The organism is Pseudarthrobacter sp. NamB4 (genome assembly GCF_005796185.1).
Lineage (GTDB): Bacteria > Actinomycetota > Actinomycetes > Actinomycetales > Micrococcaceae > Arthrobacter.
The window spans coordinates 17,700-34,673 of the sequence record NZ_VAHM01000008.1 but is presented as its reverse complement, the minus strand read 5'-3'; the positions used below and the strand labels follow the sequence as shown (position 1 = coordinate 34,673).

The following is a 16,974-nucleotide window of genomic DNA, read 5'->3' as shown; positions in this document are numbered from 1 at the left end:
GGAAAACCGGCGTTAAGTGAGGGAGCGTCCCAAGGGGTGGGGTTAGAGGGAGGCGCCGCCACAGATCACGTAGTTTTGGCCGGTGATCGACTTGCCGTGCGGGCCCAGGAGGAATGCGGCCAGGGCGGCCACGTCCTCCGGATCCACCAGCGCACCCAGGGCGGGCATCTTCACCGGGGTGGCGGCGCGGCCGGGGTCGTTCAGCATGGGGGTGTCTGTGGGTCCCGGGGACAGTACGTTCACCGTGATCCCCCGCGGCGCGAGCTCCTGGGCCCACGTTCGTCCCAGCCCCATCAAAGCTGCCTTCGTCGCGGCGTAGTGGCTCTTGCCGGGCGACCCCGTGGAGGTGCGGCTGCCCAGCAAAACGATCCTGCCGCCGTCGTGCATGGACGGCACCAGGGCGTTGGCCAGCACGGAAGCCGCCGCAACGTGAACGGCAAACATTCCAGACAAAGCGGACGGATCCAGCTCCCCCAGCGGCGCGGTCCGCTGGAAACCGGCGGCGTGCACCAGGGCATCGGCCGGCCGCAACCCGGCCACAGCGTCAGCCAAAGACTCGGGCTCGGACAGGTCGGCCTGCAGCCACTCAAACTTCCCGTCCAGCGACGTCGGCGTCCGACTCAGCCCGGTCACCGCCCATCCGTCGGCCAGCAGCCGCCGGGTGATGGCCAGGCCTATCCCGGAACTGCAGCCCGTGACCACCGCGTGCCGCTCCCCCGCGACCTGTTCAGTCATTGATGGAGCCGTCCTCCAGGCCGCCCGGCGTCTGCGTGCCCTCGTACGCCCACTGCGGGTCCACCCGCACGAACTTGATGGCCTGCCGGAAGTACGTGTACGCGATGTTCAGGGAACCGTCCGGGCCCTGGTGGATGGACGGGTAGGAGTATTCGCGGTTCAGCCCGTCGCGGGAGTTGTTGGAAAGGCAGTACCCGTCCCCCACATCCAGGTTCCGGCGGATGGGCCACGACCGGCCCGAGTCCTCGGAAATCGCCAGCGTCATGGGCGACCTCGGCGTCCCCCAGAACGCCTTCCGCTCGCCGTCAGCAAGGGCGGCGGCAAGCACCGGCTCAGCCAGCTGGCCCTGCTCCTCGGCCAGGCCGTCGTCGTCAATCTCGTCATAGAGGGACAGCCGGCGTTCGGTGTTCTCCTGCGCTCGGCTGTGGTTGTACACCAGGGCCAGGCGGCCGTCGGCGAGCGCGGTGAACTGGATGGAGGAGTTGTTGTTGGGCAGCTCGGTGGGGACGGGCTCGCTCCAGGTGGAGCCGTCGTCGGTGGAGCGGGATTCGTAGATCGAGTCAGCCCAGCGGCTGCGGAACAGGGCCAGCAGGGACCCGTCGGCCACGGGCTGGATGTTCATGTGGACGCAGCCCACGCTGCCGGGCAGGACGTGCTCGCTCCAGGTGGCGCCGGCGTCGTCCGAAATCATCACGGCGCTGTCGTCGCTGTTGCCCACCCACTTCTCCCCCGGCACGGTGATGCAGCGGAAGATCGGCACGATCAGGCGGCCCGACGGCAGCACCACGGGCAGCTGGCGGACGAACACGCCCCCGGTCTCGTTCGCGGGGAAGAGCGTCTCCACCTCGCCCCAGGTGCGGCCGCTGTCCGTGGAAATACGACGGCGGACCTCGGCGGTGTCCTGGTTGCCCGCCTTCTGCGCGGTGTACAGCAGCCAGAGCAGGCCGTCGGGCGCGGTGAACAGGATGGGGTTCTGCTCTGACCTCGTCGAATCATCAGAGAGCTGCTGCGGTTCGGACCACTGGCTGCTGCCGGGTTCGAGGGCGGAGAACCAGATGGAGATGTCCGGCACGCCTTCCTGGGTTCCGCCGAACCAGACGCAGCCGAGCCGGCCGTCGGGCAGGGTGAGCAGGTTGGCCGCATGGCTCTGCACGGTGGGTGCCGGCAGGTAGGCGAAGTCGGCGCCGTCGGCCCGCTTCACCTGTCCGTCCGGAGTGATGGTGCTGTAGGCGTCGGTGGTGGTGTTCTGCATAAGACTTAGTCCTTCTTGGTGGCGGCGTCGAGGTGGGACTTGGCGATCTGTTCCAGGTGCGTCAGGTCCGAGGCGATGGTGGTGAACGTGTAGCCCTGCTGCAGGCGCTGGTGGGCAACGGAGCCGGCAGCGGTGTGGATCCCGGCGGCGATGCCCGCGGAGGCTGCGGCCTCGGCGATGGCCTCCAGCGCGGCGTTGAATTCGGCCTCAACCTGCGGGTCGCCCGGGAACGCGCCGCCCACGGCGATGGTGAGATCGGAGGGTCCGACGTAGATGCCGTCCAGGCCCGGGGTGGCGCAGATTTCCTTGACGTTGGCCAGCCCCTCCGGCGTCTCGATCATGGCCAGCACCAGCGTGGTGCCGTTGGCGTCGGCGGGCTTCGGCCCGATCCGGAGTGCCGAACGCATGGGCCCGTAGGAGCGGCCGCCCATCGGCGGGTACTTGGCTGCGGCCACCGCCGCGGCGGCGTCGGCGGCGTTGTTGATGAGCGGGACGATCACACCCACGGCACCGGCGTCGAGTGCCTTGCCGATCGCGGTGAAGTCGTTGGCCTCCACGCGGACCATGCCGACGGCGCTGTGCCCGGCGTCGATGGCCATCAACCCGTTGAGCACGCCCGAGTAGCCGAGCAGGCCGTGCTGCGCGTCCAGGGCAACGTAGTCGTAGCCGAGCCGGCCGATGCGTTCGGTGGCCACGGGCGCGTCCAGCACTGCCCAGTAGCCCACCGCCTGCTCACGGGCGCGGATCTTTCGGGCGAATTCGGTGGCCAGTTCGGAGGTCATCAGAGTCCTTCAGTCAGTCGGTTCAGCAAAGGGTTCAGTAAGGCAAGTGTGTCAGCGGTTGTAGGCGGGCATCGGGCCGCGCAGCGAGGTGCCCACGGCGTCGCAGGCTTCCACGACGTCGGCCGGCAGCGGCCCGTTGGCCACGGCCGCGAGGTTCGCACGGAGCTGTTCCACCTTGGAACCGCCCAGCAGCATGGAGCCGACGCCGGGCCGGTAGGCGAGCCAGCGCAGCGACAGCTCGGCCAGGGAAACCCCGGCGTTCGAGGCGATGTGGGACAGCTCCCCGATCGCGTCGAACAGCTGCTTGTCCCAGTACCGCTGCGTGTACATGGCCGCGAGCTTGGAATCGCCGTAGCGGCCCTCGGTGGGCTTGGCGTCGAAGCTGTGCTTGCCGGTGAGCAGGCCGCCGCCCAGCGGGTTGTAGACCATGGTGTGCACGTTGTGGGTGGCGGCGAATTCGAGGTATTCCTCCTCGAGCCGGCGGGCCACCAGGTTGTAGAGCTGCTGTGCGACGACGGGCTGCGGCGCCCCGACTTCGCGTGCGGTGTGGATGACGTCAGCGATTTGCCAGGCGGCGAAGTTGGACACACCCAGGGCGCCGATCTTCCCCTCAGCGACCAGTTCGGCCACGGTGGACAAGGTATCCGAAAGAGGTGTGGCCCGGTCCGGCTGGTGCAGGTAGAACAGGTCGATGCTGTCCACGCCCAGCCGGCGCAGGCTGCCCTCCACGCTGGCACGCAGCCCGGCGGGCGAAAGCGGCGAGTGGGAGCCAGCATCAGCGTGGGGCATGCCGGCCTTCGAAGCCAGGATGACGCCGTCGCGCTTTCCCTTCAGAAGGCGTGCGAGCATCTCCTCGGTGACACCGCCCACGTAGGCGTTGGCGGTGTCGATGGTGGTGATGCCGGCGTCGAGCGCTTCCTCCACCATCCGGCCTGCGGTGGCCTCGTCGGCGGTGTCGCCGAAGGTCATGGTTCCCAGGACCAGCCGGGAGATGGGAAGTTTCAGGCCGTCCACCTGGGCGCCTTCGGGCTGAGTGCTCATGCGTTGATTCCTCGTGGCTGCGTTCGTTGGAGAGTCAGGAGTTGGCGAGGGCCAGGGAGCGGACAATGTGCCGCGGCTTCAGGCCCGTCATGGTGGAGGGGTCCAGCGCCGCGCGGCGGAGTTTGCGGGTGTAGTCCTCCTTCGGGCTGGTCAGGACGGAGGCGGTGGAGCCGAGTTCGACCAGCTTGCCCTTCTGCATCACCATGACGGTATCGCTGATCTCCTGCACCACGCCAAGGTTGTGCGAGATGAACACGTAGGTGATGCCGGTGTCGTCCTGGATGGACTTCAGCAGCCGCAGCACCTGGGCCTGCACCGAGACATCCAGGGCGCTGGTGGCCTCGTCGCAGACCAGCAGTTCGGGCTTGGAAGCGAGCGCGCGGGCGATGCCGATGCGCTGGCGCTGGCCGCCGGAGAACTCCCCTGGGTGCTTGTCCAGGGACCGGACCGGCAGGCCCACCTGGTCGATCAGCTTCGCGGCCGCCTTGTGCCGTTCTGCCTTGGACCGGACGCCCTGCAGCTTCAGCGGCTCCGCCACGATCTCCTGCGCGGTCATGTGCGGGTCCAGCGAGCCGTACGGATCCTGGAACACCATCTGGAACTTGGAACGCATGGGCCGCAGCTTGGACTCGCTCATGGACGCGATGTCCGTGCCATCCAGGGTGATGCTGCCGCTGGTGGGCGTCACCAGCCGCATCAGGGCCTTGGCCACGGTGGACTTGCCGCAGCCGGATTCACCCACGACGGCGATCGTCTTGCCTTTGTCCACGGAGAAGGAGACGTCGTCAACGGCCCGGAAGGTGCCGCCGGGCACGTGGTAGTCCACCACCAGGTTGTCGACGGCGAGGAACGGCTTCGTCATGGCTTTGCTCCGGTCTGGGTCAGGGCTGGGTCAGTGGTGGTGGCGGAAGAGCCGCCTGCGGCGTGCGCACCGCGCGCATCAGCAGGCGTTTCGTCCCACGGCCCCAGCACCGGAACGGCGGCCAGCAGGCTGCGGGTGTACTCGGTGGCGGGGTGGTCCACGATCTGCTGGACCTCGCCGGACTCAACGAACGAGCCGTCCTTCATCACGTGGATGCGGTCCGAGATGAGCCGGGCCACGCCGAGATCGTGTGTGATCATCAGGATGCCGATGCCGCGCTGTTCCTGAAGTTCCAGCAGCAGGTCCAGGATGCCGCCCTGCACGGTGACGTCCAGGGCCGACGTCGGCTCGTCCGCCACCAGCAGCTGCGGCTCGGAGGCCAGCGCGATGGCGATCAGCACGCGCTGCAGCATGCCGCCGGAGAGCTGGTGCGGGTACTTCTTCAGCTGCTTCTCCGGCGTGGGGATGTGCACCTGCTCCAGCAGCCGGACGGCCCGGGCCTGCAGCGCGTCCTTGTCCTTGGCGGAGGCGGCGCCGGCGATCCGGATCGCCTCAAACAGCTGGCTGCCGATCGAGTGGACCGGGCTCAGCGCCGTCATCGGGTCCTGCGGGATCAGGGCGAGGGTTTTGCCGCGCACCTTGTCGATGGCCTTGGGATCGGCGGAGATATCGACGCCGTCAATCATCACGGTGCCGGACAATACCGCCAGGTCCTCGGGCAGCAGGCGGAGGATGCCCATCGCCGTCGTCGACTTGCCGGAGCCGGACTCGCCGATGATGGTGACTGTCTCGCCGCGGTGGATGCTGAAGCTGACGGAGTCAACGGCGCGGATGATGCCGGCGTCGGTGATCAGCTCCACCTGGAAGTCGCGGACCTCCAGCAGCGGCTGCTCCTTGAACGGGGTCTCAGTGGAAGCGCTCATGTCAGGCACCCTTCTTCTTGCGGCGGGGACGGTCGCGCAGGCCGTCGCCCAGCAGGTTGACGCCCACCACCATGAGCACGATCACCAGGCCGGGCAGGGTGACCATCCACCAGGAGGTGGTGATGTAGTCCTGGCCGTCGGAGATGATCCGGCCCCAGGTGGCGAAGGGCCGCTGCGGGCCGGCGCCCAGGAAGGACAGCGCGGATTCGAGCAGCACGGCCTGGGCCAGCAGGAGCAGCACCACCAGGGTTGCCTGCTTGATGACGTTGGGGATGATGTGCTGGATCAGGATCTGGATCTTGTGCAGGCCCAGGATCCGGGCGGCGGAGACGTACGGCTTTTCGCGTTCCACCAGCACCATGGAGCGGGTGAGGCGGGCGACTTCGGGCCATTGGGCGATGGCGATCACAAAGGTGATCACCGGGATGGAGGGGCCGAACAGGGCCACCACCAGCAGCAGCATCATCAGCAGCGGCAGGGACATCTGGGCTTCGAGGAGGCGGGAGACGATGGTGTCCACCCAGCCGCCGTAGTAGCCGGCGGCCGCGCCGAGCATCACGCCGATGGCGCCGGAGACCAGGACGGCCAGCAGGCCGATGGTCAGCGAGACCTGGCCGCCGTGCAGCACGCGGGAGAGGAGGTCTCGGCCCAGCTGGTCGGTGCCGAACAGGTGTCCGTCTGTCAGCGGCGGCAGGCGCCGGGCGGAGAGGTCCTGGAAGTTGGCGTCCGGCAGCGGCAGCACCTGGGCCAGGATGATCGGGATGATCACCAGCAGGGTGCAGACGGTGCCAATGATGAGCTTCCACTGGGCGGATTTACGACGGCGGGTGGCGCCTGCCCGGGCGATGTCCGCCTTGGTGACGGCGCTGGGGCTGGGCTGCCGGGCCGGTTGCGCTGCAGCAGGTGTTGCGGTGTCGAGGCTCATGCTGTTGCCGCCTTTCCAAGACGAACACGGGGATCAAGGAGCGGGTAGGCGAGGTCGATCAGCAGCTGCACGGCCACGGCCAGGAGCGCGGTAACCAGGACGGTCGCCTGGATGAGGGGGTAGTCGCGGGTTTCGAGGGCCCGGACAATGAGGGAGCCGACGCCGGGCCAGGCGAACACCACTTCCACCACCACCACGCCGTTGAGCATCGCGGCGAACCGGGTGCCCAGGGCGGTGAAGACGGGAATGGCGGAGTTGCCCATGGCGTAGCGCCAGGTCAGCACCGAGTTTTTGACGCCGCGGGAGCGGGCCACGGTGAGGTAAGGGGCGGCGAGGTTGTTGGTCATTTCACGCCGCACCATGCGGGAGATCAGGGCGATCTGCAGGATGGCGATGGTGACGGTGGGGAGCACCAGCCCGCCCCAGGTGGCGAAGCCGGATGCCGGGAACAGGGGGATCAGCACGGCGAAGCCGGTGAGCAGCATGATGCCGGTCCAGAAGTCGGGCATGGACTGCCCGGCGATGGTGAGCACGTTGACGCCGAATTCCTTGCCGGTGTCCGGCCGGCGGGACATCCACACACCCAGCGGGATGGCGACGACGGCGGTCAGCAGGATGGCCGACGTGGCCAGGGTGAGGGTGTACGGCATCCGTTCGAAGACCACCTGCATGGCGGGGGCCTGGAAGGAGTAGGACTGGCCCAGGTTGCCTGTGAACAGCTGCTGGAGGAAGATCCAGTACTGCTCCAGCACGGGCCGGTCCAGGCCGAACTGCTCCCGGACCGCGGCGAGCTGTTCGTTGCTGGCCAGCGGCCCGGCGTAGGAGACGGCGGGATCGCCGGGTGCCATGCGGATCAGGATGAACACGGTGGACACCGTGAGGAACACGGTCAGCAGGCCCTGTCCCAGGCGCTTGAGGATGTAGTTCGTCATGGCTTAGGCCTCCAGCCGGACATCAACGAGGGGGTAGGAGTTGGTGGGTGCCAGGTTGATGTTGGACACCCGCTCCCGGTGGGCGAGGACGGACTTGGGGACGAACGCCCAGGCGCAGGGCCAGGTGTCCCACACCGCCTGCTGGGCTTCGTTGAGCAGTTCGGTCCTGCGGGCCGGGTCCGCTTCGGCGGAGGCGGCCTGGATCTTGGCGGTGACCTCGGGGATCACGTAGCCCTGGTAGGTATCGCGGGTGGCTTCCTTTTCCGGGGTGCCGGCGTACATGCCCTGCAGCATGGTGATGGCCAGTCCGGTGGGGCTGGGGTAGCCGTTGCCCAGGAGGTCCCAGTCGCCCTGCTTGCCCTGGCGCCAGGCCAGGATGTTGCCGCCGGGTTCAAACTGCTGCAGCTCGGCCTTCACGCCGATCTTGCCGAACATCTCCACCAGCGCCTCCATCACGGAGGTATCGGAAGCGAACTCGCCCGTCTCCCAAATGATCTTCAGGGTGAGGTCCTTGACGCCGAGCTCGGCCAGGGTGGCCTTGGCCTTCTCGGGATCGTAGACATACTCGCCCGTCTTGTAGTAGCCGGTGAGGCTGGACGGGGTGACGCCCTCGGCCTGGGTGACGGAGTCCACCAGCACGTCACGGACCAGGGACTCGCCGTCGATCGCCATGCTCAGCGCTTGGCGGACGCGGGGATCGGCCAGCGGGTGGCCGGCGGGCTTGCGGAAGTTGAAAAAAATCTGGTTCAGGCGGAGGCTGGACGCTTCCTGGAGTTCAACGCCGGGAAGTCCGGCGAGCTGTTCGCGGGAGTCGGGGGTGATGGAGTCGATGACGTCCACCTCGCCGCTGCGCAGGGCAATCACGCGGCTGGATTCCTCGGGGAGGAACCGGACTTCCACGTTGTCCACCTGCGGGGCCGGGCCCCAGTAGTTCTCATTGCGGGCCAGGCTGTAGGTACCGGCGCCGCGGTTGAACTTGGTGACCACGTACGGGCCGGTGCCCAGGCCTTCCTGCAGTTCCTCCGGCTTGTTCTGCGCGGCCGGGGTAATCAGGATCATGCTCATGAGCGAGTCCAGGATAGGGATCGGCTTCTTGGACACCATCTTGAAGGTGCGGTCATCCACCGGGACAACCTCGGGGAATTCGGGGAAGAAGCCGGCCACAAACGAGCCCTGCACCTGCTGGTACATCTTCAGCGCGGTGGCAACGTCCTCCACCTTGACGGGGCTGCCGTCCGAGTAGCGGATGCCCTCACGGAACCGCACGGTCCATTCGGTGGGTCCGGTCATTTCGAAGCGTTCGGCCAGGACCAGCACGGGCTTGGTTTCGGGGCCGATGGCGGTGAGGCCCTGGCGGACGGCGCGCTGCACGGTGACGGCGGCGTCGAACTGGTTGAGCTTGTTGTCCAGGCTGACCAGCGACCGGTTGAGGGCCAGGGTCAGCGTGCTGGGTCCCGGCAGGCCGGTGGGGCCGGCACAGCCTGCGAGGCTGCCGGTGCCCAGCAGAAACCCTGCGGCCGCACCGAACTGCAGCAGGCGGCGGCGGGAAATCTCACTTCCTTGAGGAAGAACGGTCATCGTTGACCTCTCGGTAGATCGGGGGACGGCTGCCGGCCGGAGTGGCTGCGCCGAATGTTGTGTCCATCACTTTGCCACTCCTGCGCAAATTGCGCAACCCCTCTAGCGTGATCCGCGCAACCATGTCATGATGATGGGGAGGCTTCCCGCTAAGTGGCGGGATCCCAGCCGACTACGGACGAGAGGAGCAACGTGGCTTCCGTATTTGTGCAGGCCGACGATTTCTCCGGCGCCGCCGAGGTTGGCTACTGCTTTATCCAGCACGGGCTCTCCGCGCAGGTCCTGCTGGGCACGGGCAAAGCTTCGGCAACGCACGACGGCGGGACCTCCTTTGCGGGCTCCGTAACCGACGTAGTGGTTGCTGATACGCACTCCCGCGGGCTTCGCGAGTCAGCCGCCGGGGCGCTTGTAAAGGACGCCTTCTCAGGTCCCGAGGCGTCGGGGGCGCAGGTGATGTTCAAGAAGATGGACTCCCTGTGGCGCGGCAACATCCGTGCGGAAGTGGCTGCGCTGACTGGCCTTGGTTTCCATGCCGTTGTTGCGGGGGCACTCCCCCAGCTTCAGCGTTCCGTCGTGGACGGGCGGCCGCTGGTGGCCGGCACTCCCCTGGCGGAAACGGACCTGTGGCAGGCGGAACTTTCGGCACCACCGGCTGACATTCCATCCCTGCTCCGGCCGCAGAATCCCGCCTCGGTTCAGACCGTGGACCTGGCCGCGGTCCGGTCCGGCTCGCTGCCCAAGGACTTGGCTGCGCTGCTGAATCCCGACCAGCCGCAGCTGGTGGTGGCCGACGGCGAAATAGTGCAGGACCTGGCGCACGTGGTGGACGCGGTGCTGGAACTGGAGTTCCGCGCCGGTGGCCGCCCCATTGTGCTGGTGGGAACGGGCGGGGCGGCCGATGTCCTCGCACAGCGGCTCGCTGCACAGCTTGCGCGAAATGCGCAAACTGCGACACAGGCGGACGCAACCACCGCAGAACCGCAGGAAGCCCCAAGGCCGGTGCTCGCCGTCGTCGGCTCCGCCTCCAAAACTGCGCAGGCGCAGCTGGCCCGGCTGGAAGCCCCGGGCTTCACCGTGGTAAGGCTGCACCCGCTCTACGCCGGCGCCAAGGATGCCTATGCTCCCCAACTGGCCCAGGTTATAGACGTTTTGAGGGCAGGCAACCCCGTGATCATCACGTTGGCGGCCCAAAAAGTGGACCCGTCTGCATCAGCCCGTATCGTGCAGGCCCTGTCGAAGTTCGCCGCCGAGGCTGCGAAGGCAACCCCCACTGACCTGATCCTCACCGGCGGCGAGACGGCCCGGGAAGTCCTGGACGCCGTCGGCCGCCACAGTCTGGTTCCGCTCGCGGCCGTGCAGCACGGGGCCGTGCTGAGCCGCGCCGATGACGGGACGCTGGTGGGCACCAAGCCCGGCAGCTTCGGCGACGATCTGGCCCTCTTACAGCTTTACGACGAAATCCGGGAGCGCCGCGGACAGCCCGCGCAGGCTCCCACCACCAACCTTCCCCCGCTGGACCAACCCTCTGGAGCAGACATGACAACCGAAGCAAGCAAGACCGAGCAGAACGAACTCCCCTACGTGGCCGTGACCATGGGTGACGGGGCCGGGGTGGGGCCGGAGGTGGTGGTGGCCGCCGTACTGGATCCGCAGAGCAACGCCGAGTGCCGGCCCGTGGTGATCGGCGACGCGCTGCGACTGCGCCAGGCCGCTGACGTCCTGGGCATCGAGGCGGACATCCAGAGCATCGGGAACGTGGAGGACGCGGTGTTCACGCCGGGCCGGGTGAACGTGATCGACCTGGCGCTGCTGCCGGAGGACCTGCCGTGGGGGCAGCTCTCCCCCGTGGCCGGACACGCTGCGTACGAGTACATCCGGGTGGCCAGCGAGCTGGCGATGGCCGGGAAGGTGCAGGCCATCTGCACCGCGCCGCTGAACAAGGAGGCGTTGCACGCGGCCGGGCACATCTTCCCCGGACACACCGAGCTGCTGGCGCACCTGACGGGCACGGAGGAAGTGTCCATGATGCTCTCCACGCCCAAGATCCGGGTGATCCACGTGACCACGCACATCGGGCTGGTGGACGCGATCCGGAAGATCAACCCAGACCTGGTGGAGCGCACCATCCGCCGCGGCCACGAGGCGCTGGTCCGGGCGGGCATCCCCAACCCGAAGATCGGCGTGTGCGCCATCAACCCGCACGCTGGCGAGAACGGCCTGTTTGGCCAGGGCGAGGAAGCGGAGAAGATCGAACCGGGCGTGAAGGCCGCGCAGGCTGCCGGGATCAACGCCGTGGGCCCGCTGCCGGCGGACACGCTGTTCTTCCTGGCCGGCAGGGGCGATTACGACCTGGTGGTGGCCATGTACCACGACCAGGGCCACGGGCCGGTGAAGGTGCTGGGCATCGAGGCCGGCGTGAACATCACGGTGGGCCTGCCGGTGATCCGCACCTCCGTGGACCACGGCACCGCCTTCGACATCGCCGGCAAGGCGATCGCCGATTCCCGGTCCATGGTGGAGGCGCTGCACCAGGCGGCGGAGATGGCCACCCGGCCTGCCGTGGCCGTGTAACTCGCGGATTCTTTGGGGGCCGGAACTAGCATGGTTACCACTGCCACCGCCATACCCACGGGAAGGAGACCGGGAATGCTCAGCGCAAACGCGCGGCGCGAGGAGATCTACCACCTTGCCGTGACCACCGGCTTGGCTTCCGTGGAGGAACTCTCCGCCCGGTTCGAGGTGACGGCCTCCACCATCCGCCGTGACTTGGCTTTGCTGAATGGGCAGGGCCGGCTGGCCCGTACCTACGGCGGAGCCATGGCCTTGGGCGCGCACCCGGAGGCATCGCTGCGGCAGCGCACGGGCGAGGCGTTCGAACAGAAACACGCGATCGCCCGCTGGGCTGCAGCCGTGATCGTGCCCGGGGAGAACATCCTTCTCGACGCCGGCTCCACCGTCGGTGCCCTGGCCCATGAACTGCGCGGCTTCGAGAAGCTGTCCGTGACGACGCCGGGAATCAACACCATGCAGGAGCTCGCCGATTCGGAGGGCATCGAGGTGGACTGCCTGGGCGGCCGGCTGCGCAGCCTTTCGCAGAGTTTTGTGGGTCCGCTGGCCGAGGCCGCGCTGGAGCGGATGAGCTTCGACCGGGTGTTCCTGGGCGCCGACGCCGTCACCGCCGAGGACGGCATCTGCGAAGCCGACCACGCCCAGACCCGCCTCAAAGAGCTCATGGCCCGCCGCGGCCGGGAAGTCTACGTGCTGGCGGACTCCTCCAAGCTCGGGCTCCGGCCGTTCCACGCCTGGGCGCGGCTGGCCCTGCCCTGGACTTTGGTGACGGACGACGGCGCCGACCCCGCACAGGTGCAGAATTTTCGGGACGCGGGGATTGCGGTTGAGGTGGCTGCGGTCGGAGGATGACCGGCTCACCCTCACCGATCGGCCAGCAGTTGCGGTAAACCCATCGGAGCTGCCAATGCTGGAGAAGTGAAGGTCACGCACCGGCGTCGAGACCCCGCCAGAAGGCCCGCACGCGTTCGTTCCAGCGGTCTGGAACCTCTTGGAATGGCTGGTGCGCTTCGCCTTCCATAACTTCGAATACCGCGCCGGGAATCTTGTCCGCCACGGCACGGCAGAGCTCGGGACGGGTAATGACATCGATGCCGCCTGCGAGCACCAGCGTGGGGACGTTCAATTGGGGAAGCCGTTCGCTCGTGTCGTGATCGATCAAGGCATCGATAAAAGCTTCCACATCCTCGCTTCTCTGCTTGTGCGGGAACGCGAGCACCTCCTCAATGACCTGGTTCACCGTGCCGTCGTTGTGCGCACGCGGTGTGTAAACGCTGAGGAAAAGCCCTTCGAGGAATAACCGCTCGCTGGACGCCTCCCGTACCAGCGACTTCATGAAGTGTGACCAGGTTTTGAGGTATGGATCCATGGCCGTCCATGTGCTCTGCAGAACCAGGCTTCGGACGAGTCCGGGGTGACGCAGGGCCAACTCCTGGGCAATGACGCTTCCGCCGGAAAAACCGGCCACGTGGGCAGAACCGATGCCGAGCGCCCTGAGGACTTCGGCTGCATCGTCCGCCAGCACATTAACGGACAGCACGCCATCCGGATTGGCGGTGCGGCCCGCGCCCCGGTTGTCGAAGGCAGTGAGCCGGTAGTCCCCAGACAAACCATCCAACTGGAACTGCCACGACTCGACCGTATCTCCGAGGCCGCCGATCAGCAGTACATCCGGCCCTTTGCCCATTTGCTCCGTCCAGATGGCCACGTCCCCACTTTGTACGTGCGCTCCCATGGCTTTGTCTTCCTCTCGCCACGCTATCTTCTGTCACTTCAGCAGGCCGGGCCGGAGCACCGGCGCTGGGGTTCAAGTCTGTGCTGCCGGCGTCCGTGGGCGCAACGGCTGATGATGGAGTTCGCGAACCACCAGTGCTTGTCCAACAAACGGGTAGCACTTGTTAGGCTGGAATCCCCGGACCAACCACCACCAAGCGAGGCATAACGTGCACCAGGACGCCGCCCGGTTCCTGTCCCAGCCGGTGGCCGCCCAGCCCGGCGCTCCCCTGCGCGTCGCGGTGTACTCGCGGATCGCCGAAGCCATCCGCAACGGCCTCCTCACACCCGGTTCCATGATCCCCACCGAGACCGAGCTCGGCACGGACATGAAGGTCAGCCGCACCGTGGTCCGCGAAGCCCTCATGCTGCTCGAGGAGGACGGCCTCATCAGGGCGCGGCGCGGCGTCGGGCGCTTCGTTTCGGACACGCTCCCCCGCATCGGCATCGAACGCATCCAACCCTTCGAGGAAGTCCTCGGCAGCCCTGGACAGCAGGCGGAGGTCAAACGCACCCAGGTGGTCCGGCAGGCGGCCTCCGAATTCGTCGCCCCCGGCATCGGCGTCGAGCCCGGCACCGACTGCTGGCTGTGGGAATCGGTCCTGATCCGCGACGGCGAGGCCATCGCCCACCTGCAGGAAAACGTCACCGCCCATCCCGTCAGCTTCGGCAAGAGCCCCGCCGCGCCCCTTGAGATTAACGACGACGGCGGCACCACCTTGCTTGCCGCACTCAACAAACAGCTGGGCAGGCTGCCCGGGCCGGGCGAGTGCCAGATCAGCCTCAGTCAGGTGGGACCCAGCCGGGCGAAGCTGCTGGACCTGCGCCCGTCCGACCCGGTGCTGGTCCTGACGCAGTACGTCCGCAACGGCAACCGTCCCTTCTACCTGGCCAAATGCCTGGTCTCGGCCCGGGCCGGGCACCTTTCGGTGATGCAGCAGTTCCAGTCCTAGTACGCCAGCGACCAGAACCGACCTCAGCCATCCTTCGGCAGCCGCCTCAGCTCACGCCAAGCGCAAAACAGAACGCTGCGCTGCCGTTCTTCGGAGGCTTATTGTGCGGCTCGGAACCGGGCGATACTATTCTGCGCGGGGAGAGGTGCTGGTCTCGCATTACGAGCGTTAGGGGCCCTCAATTGACTGACTTTTTCACAATGCAGCCCGGCGAAACGGCAGCTCCCCTTCCGCCGGGTCCTGTGCTCTGCACCGGAACCGCAACCATGCGGCGCGTTCATCGCTTTTTCCTCTGGGCCTACGACGAGGCTCCGGGCCTGGTTCGGTCAGTCGCGTCCGGAGACACCGCCCGCGCCACCTATGTCGGGGAAGTACTGGGGAACTTCGACAAGGTGCTCCATGTGCACCACGAGGGCGAGGACCTGCTCATGTACCCGCAACTGGGGCAGCGGGCACCGGCTTGCGCGCTGCATATCGCACAGATGCTCGAGCACCACAAACAGGTAACCCAGCAGCTGGAAGGAGTTGAGCCCATCCGCCTGCGCTGGATGGAAACAGCCGACAGGGAGACCGGCGAAGAACTTGCGAAACGGTACGAGGACCTGAAGTCTCTCCTCAACGTGCACCTGCGCCGGGAGGTCACAGAGGTGATGCCGGCCGTGGACCGGGTCATGAGCGAAAAGGAACTGTCCGCCCTCGGCCAGCACGGGATCGAGCAGTTCGACAAGAAGTTCCTGGTGGGCTATCTCGGAATGGTACTTGCTACCAATCCGCCCGGAGAGCGGGAGGAATTGTTCAAGGAAATTCCCGTGCCGGTGCGGCTTGCGTACCGCTTGGTCGGACGGAAGCTGTACCGGAAACAGTACGCGACGCTCTTCCCGGGGCGCCCGATCCCGGAAACACTCTAGGCGCAGGGCAACTGGAAGCGTCCCGGAGGTACCTTCATGAAGCCAATAAGTGTCTCTGCCCGTTTTCACCAGACGCCGGAAGCAGTTTGGGACTTCATTTTCGGCGACGGGCTGCAGCGTGTCGCCGCTGCTTCAAAGATGGTCGAAAGGATAGAGGATTACGAACTCCGGTCGAACGGGACGCCCCGCTACACGATGGTCATGAAGGCCGGACCCCTCCGCCTGCGAAGCGTTTCCGACTACCTTGTCTATGAAAGGCCGCGTAGAAGCGTCAACAGCGTTATAGGTGGCTTGTTCGACGGCGGAACAGCCTATATCGATCTCCATCCCGAGGGCTTGGGGACACGCGCGGACATGCACATCGAGCTGGCACCCCGCAACTTGCCTAAACGCCTCGCGATGACGCTGCTACGACCCCTGCTCGTTCCCATGCTGGCAGCCGATTTCCGAAGGTGGGTGCCTGCCGCCAAGCAATATCGGCGGAACAAGGACTAAGCCAAACGGCATCACCCAGCAGGCCTCCCCGGTTTCATGGCCAGGGCCGCCCTCCCCGGAGGCATACTTCCTGGGGTGTGCCCCCGGCCGAATCCTTCGGGACATTCCCGGAGTTTTTGTCCAGGTATGCCGACTTGGATCGTGTCATGGCCTGCATATGTGGACAAAAACTCCTAGTGGTGGTGGTTCAGACAGGCTCAACCAACGAGTGCGGTTTCGACAGGCTTGACCACCGGAGTCAGAAGCGTCTCCACCAGGTGCGGGGCGAAGTCCTCCACCAGCGAGAGGACCAAGCTACATTGCACTGCAAGCCCCCGGGTTTGAAACAATTAACACTGCAGCATCCAGCTACCAAAGGGGCGTCGTGGTGAACAGAATCTCCGTGCTCGCCACTGCAAGCTCAACCTCAGCGCTGTCCCCTGAGTTGGCCGGTCCCGCCACCTATGCCAGCCCGCATGCGCGTCACCTTCGGCGATGACCGCCGACAAGACATATCGGGGCCAGCACCGTGTGCGTCGGCTGCTCTTGAGTGTTTTTCTGCTCGGAGGGCTCGCGTCAGTGCTGGTACTTTTCGGTCCCCGATTACTCAGTGAGTTGCGCACAGAGGACGGCTCGCTGCTCTGGCGGCCAGAGTGCGTCGTCGAAACCCCGGAGGGGGAGGTGGGACTTGATCGTGATGCAGCGAAGCGAGCTACTACAGCGGTGGCGCTCCTCGCCCGCGGGGTTGCAGCTCCGGACACCTCCGGCATCGACGCGGCGGTGTTGCAGCGGCTGGCCGACGGGCCACCCGGAGACGCCGGCCCTTCCCTGACCTGCCGGGGCTCGGCCGACAGGGATTTGCAGGAACAGCAATTAGGTGCCACCGGGCTGACACCGCGCGCCGAGCAGTTGCGCGCAGCAATGACCGAGGTGTTCGGTGACCAAAACCTGGGCGGGTTTGCCCCGGGTGGCGTAGATCAGGGCCACGGAGCGAACTCGACGCACTACGACGGCCGGGCGATCGACATCTTTTTCCGCCCGGTGACCGAGGAGAACCGTCGTCAGGGGTGGATACTGGCGCACTGGCTCGTCGCCCATGCCGAGGACCTGGACATCCAGTACGTCATTTTCGATGACCGGTTTTGGAGCGCACACAGCTCACGAGGGCAATGGCGGGACTACGACGCACCTGAACCCGGCAACGAGATCCTTCGTCACCTCGACCATGTACACGTGGACGTGCTGGGCGGAAGTCCCGGCTGAGGGAA

The 16,974-nt window shown here is 66.7% G+C and carries 16 protein-coding genes; 6 read left to right on the top strand and 10 right to left on the bottom strand.

The annotated features are described in order from the left end of the window. Positions 1-42: 42 nt before the first annotated feature. Genes FDW81_RS09335 through FDW81_RS09295 form a run of 9 tightly spaced genes read right to left on the bottom strand, consistent with a single transcriptional unit; the run spans position 43 to position 9,030 of the window. The gene (locus tag FDW81_RS09335; RefSeq protein WP_138133912.1) at positions 43-735 is read right to left on the bottom strand and encodes an SDR family NAD(P)-dependent oxidoreductase; all 693 of its coding nucleotides are present in this window, start codon (positions 733-735) and stop codon (positions 43-45) included. After that, positions 728-1,987: an exo-alpha-sialidase gene (locus FDW81_RS09330; protein ID WP_138133911.1), complete on the bottom strand. Its 1,260-nt coding sequence runs from the start codon at positions 1,985-1,987 to the stop codon at positions 728-730. The genes FDW81_RS09335 and FDW81_RS09330 overlap by 8 nt, the downstream gene beginning before the upstream one ends. A gap of 5 nt (positions 1,988-1,992) precedes the next feature. Next, entirely contained in the window at positions 1,993-2,769 is a 777-nt protein-coding gene (locus FDW81_RS09325; protein WP_138133910.1) for an HpcH/HpaI aldolase/citrate lyase family protein, read from the bottom strand. 51 nt (positions 2,770-2,820) lie between these two features. Continuing rightward, a complete protein-coding gene (locus tag FDW81_RS09320) occupies positions 2,821-3,810 on the bottom strand; it encodes an aldo/keto reductase (RefSeq protein WP_138133909.1) in 990 nt (329 codons plus the stop codon). Positions 3,811-3,844: 34 nt separating this feature from the next. Continuing rightward, positions 3,845-4,672 (bottom strand): ATP-binding cassette domain-containing protein, encoded by an 828-nt coding sequence (locus tag FDW81_RS09315; protein ID WP_138133908.1) that lies wholly within the window; start codon positions 4,670-4,672, stop codon positions 3,845-3,847. Next, positions 4,669-5,595, bottom strand: coding sequence for an ABC transporter ATP-binding protein (locus FDW81_RS09310; protein ID WP_138133907.1), 927 nt, complete (start codon positions 5,593-5,595; stop codon positions 4,669-4,671). Before FDW81_RS09310 ends, FDW81_RS09315 begins: the two co-directional genes overlap by 4 nt. Position 5,596: 1 nt before the next feature. Further along, complete coding sequence (locus FDW81_RS09305) at positions 5,597-6,520, bottom strand: ABC transporter permease (RefSeq protein ID WP_138133906.1); 924 nt, start codon at positions 6,518-6,520, stop codon at positions 5,597-5,599. Then, positions 6,517-7,452, bottom strand: coding sequence for an ABC transporter permease (locus FDW81_RS09300; RefSeq protein ID WP_138133905.1), 936 nt, complete (start codon positions 7,450-7,452; stop codon positions 6,517-6,519). The genes FDW81_RS09305 and FDW81_RS09300 overlap by 4 nt, the downstream gene beginning before the upstream one ends. Before the next feature lie 3 nt (positions 7,453-7,455). Further along, positions 7,456-9,030 (bottom strand): ABC transporter substrate-binding protein, encoded by a 1,575-nt coding sequence (locus FDW81_RS09295; protein WP_138133904.1) that lies wholly within the window; start codon positions 9,028-9,030, stop codon positions 7,456-7,458. A 192-nt stretch (positions 9,031-9,222) separates the two neighbouring features. Between FDW81_RS09295 and pdxA the strand changes: the two genes are divergently transcribed. Both pdxA and FDW81_RS09285 read left to right on the top strand, forming a co-directional pair. Continuing rightward, on the top strand, positions 9,223-11,601 hold the full coding sequence (gene pdxA, locus FDW81_RS09290; RefSeq protein ID WP_138133903.1) for a 4-hydroxythreonine-4-phosphate dehydrogenase PdxA: 2,379 nt from the start codon (positions 9,223-9,225) through the stop codon (positions 11,599-11,601). 75 nt (positions 11,602-11,676) lie between these two features. Then, entirely contained in the window at positions 11,677-12,450 is a 774-nt protein-coding gene (locus FDW81_RS09285; RefSeq protein WP_138133902.1) for a DeoR/GlpR family DNA-binding transcription regulator, read from the top strand. Between the two features lie 73 nt (positions 12,451-12,523). Here FDW81_RS09285 and FDW81_RS09280 read toward each other — a convergent pair whose 3' ends face one another. Then, positions 12,524-13,306 carry an alpha/beta fold hydrolase gene (locus FDW81_RS09280; RefSeq protein WP_240720124.1) on the bottom strand — a complete coding sequence of 261 codons (783 nt, stop codon included), beginning with the start codon at positions 13,304-13,306 and terminating at the stop codon, positions 12,524-12,526. Positions 13,307-13,541: 235 nt separating this feature from the next. On the opposite strand from FDW81_RS09280, the gene FDW81_RS09275 reads away from it, so the two are divergent. From FDW81_RS09275 to FDW81_RS09255, 4 genes are all read left to right on the top strand, one after another. Further along, positions 13,542-14,324: a GntR family transcriptional regulator gene (locus tag FDW81_RS09275; RefSeq protein WP_138133900.1), complete on the top strand. Its 783-nt coding sequence runs from the start codon at positions 13,542-13,544 to the stop codon at positions 14,322-14,324. A gap of 182 nt (positions 14,325-14,506) precedes the next feature. After that, on the top strand, positions 14,507-15,232 hold the full coding sequence (locus tag FDW81_RS09270) for a hemerythrin domain-containing protein (protein ID WP_138133899.1): 726 nt from the start codon (positions 14,507-14,509) through the stop codon (positions 15,230-15,232). A gap of 36 nt (positions 15,233-15,268) precedes the next feature. Beyond that, positions 15,269-15,727: an SRPBCC family protein gene (locus tag FDW81_RS09265; protein ID WP_138133898.1), complete on the top strand. Its 459-nt coding sequence runs from the start codon at positions 15,269-15,271 to the stop codon at positions 15,725-15,727. Between the two features lie 594 nt (positions 15,728-16,321). Next, positions 16,322-16,969, top strand: a complete 648-nt coding sequence (locus tag FDW81_RS09255) for a hypothetical protein (protein WP_240720122.1) — start codon at positions 16,322-16,324, stop codon at positions 16,967-16,969. Positions 16,970-16,974 lie beyond the last annotated feature (5 nt).

Coding starts and splice junctions, on each gene's coding strand:
- FDW81_RS09335 (WP_138133912.1), bottom strand. CDS start 735: ATGACTGAACAGGTCGCGGGGGAGCGGCACGCGGTGGTCACGGGCTGC.
- FDW81_RS09330 (WP_138133911.1), bottom strand. CDS start 1,987: ATGCAGAACACCACCACCGACGCCTACAGCACCATCACTCCGGACGGA.
- FDW81_RS09325 (WP_138133910.1), bottom strand. CDS start 2,769: ATGACCTCCGAACTGGCCACCGAATTCGCCCGAAAGATCCGCGCCCGT.
- FDW81_RS09320 (WP_138133909.1), bottom strand. CDS start 3,810: ATGAGCACTCAGCCCGAAGGCGCCCAGGTGGACGGCCTGAAACTTCCC.
- FDW81_RS09315 (WP_138133908.1), bottom strand. CDS start 4,672: ATGACGAAGCCGTTCCTCGCCGTCGACAACCTGGTGGTGGACTACCAC.
- FDW81_RS09310 (WP_138133907.1), bottom strand. CDS start 5,595: ATGAGCGCTTCCACTGAGACCCCGTTCAAGGAGCAGCCGCTGCTGGAG.
- FDW81_RS09305 (WP_138133906.1), bottom strand. CDS start 6,520: ATGAGCCTCGACACCGCAACACCTGCTGCAGCGCAACCGGCCCGGCAG.
- FDW81_RS09300 (WP_138133905.1), bottom strand. CDS start 7,452: ATGACGAACTACATCCTCAAGCGCCTGGGACAGGGCCTGCTGACCGTG.
- FDW81_RS09295 (WP_138133904.1), bottom strand. CDS start 9,030: ATGACCGTTCTTCCTCAAGGAAGTGAGATTTCCCGCCGCCGCCTGCTG.
- FDW81_RS09285 (WP_138133902.1), top strand. CDS start 11,677: ATGCTCAGCGCAAACGCGCGGCGCGAGGAGATCTACCACCTTGCCGTG.
- FDW81_RS09265 (WP_138133898.1), top strand. CDS start 15,269: ATGAAGCCAATAAGTGTCTCTGCCCGTTTTCACCAGACGCCGGAAGCA.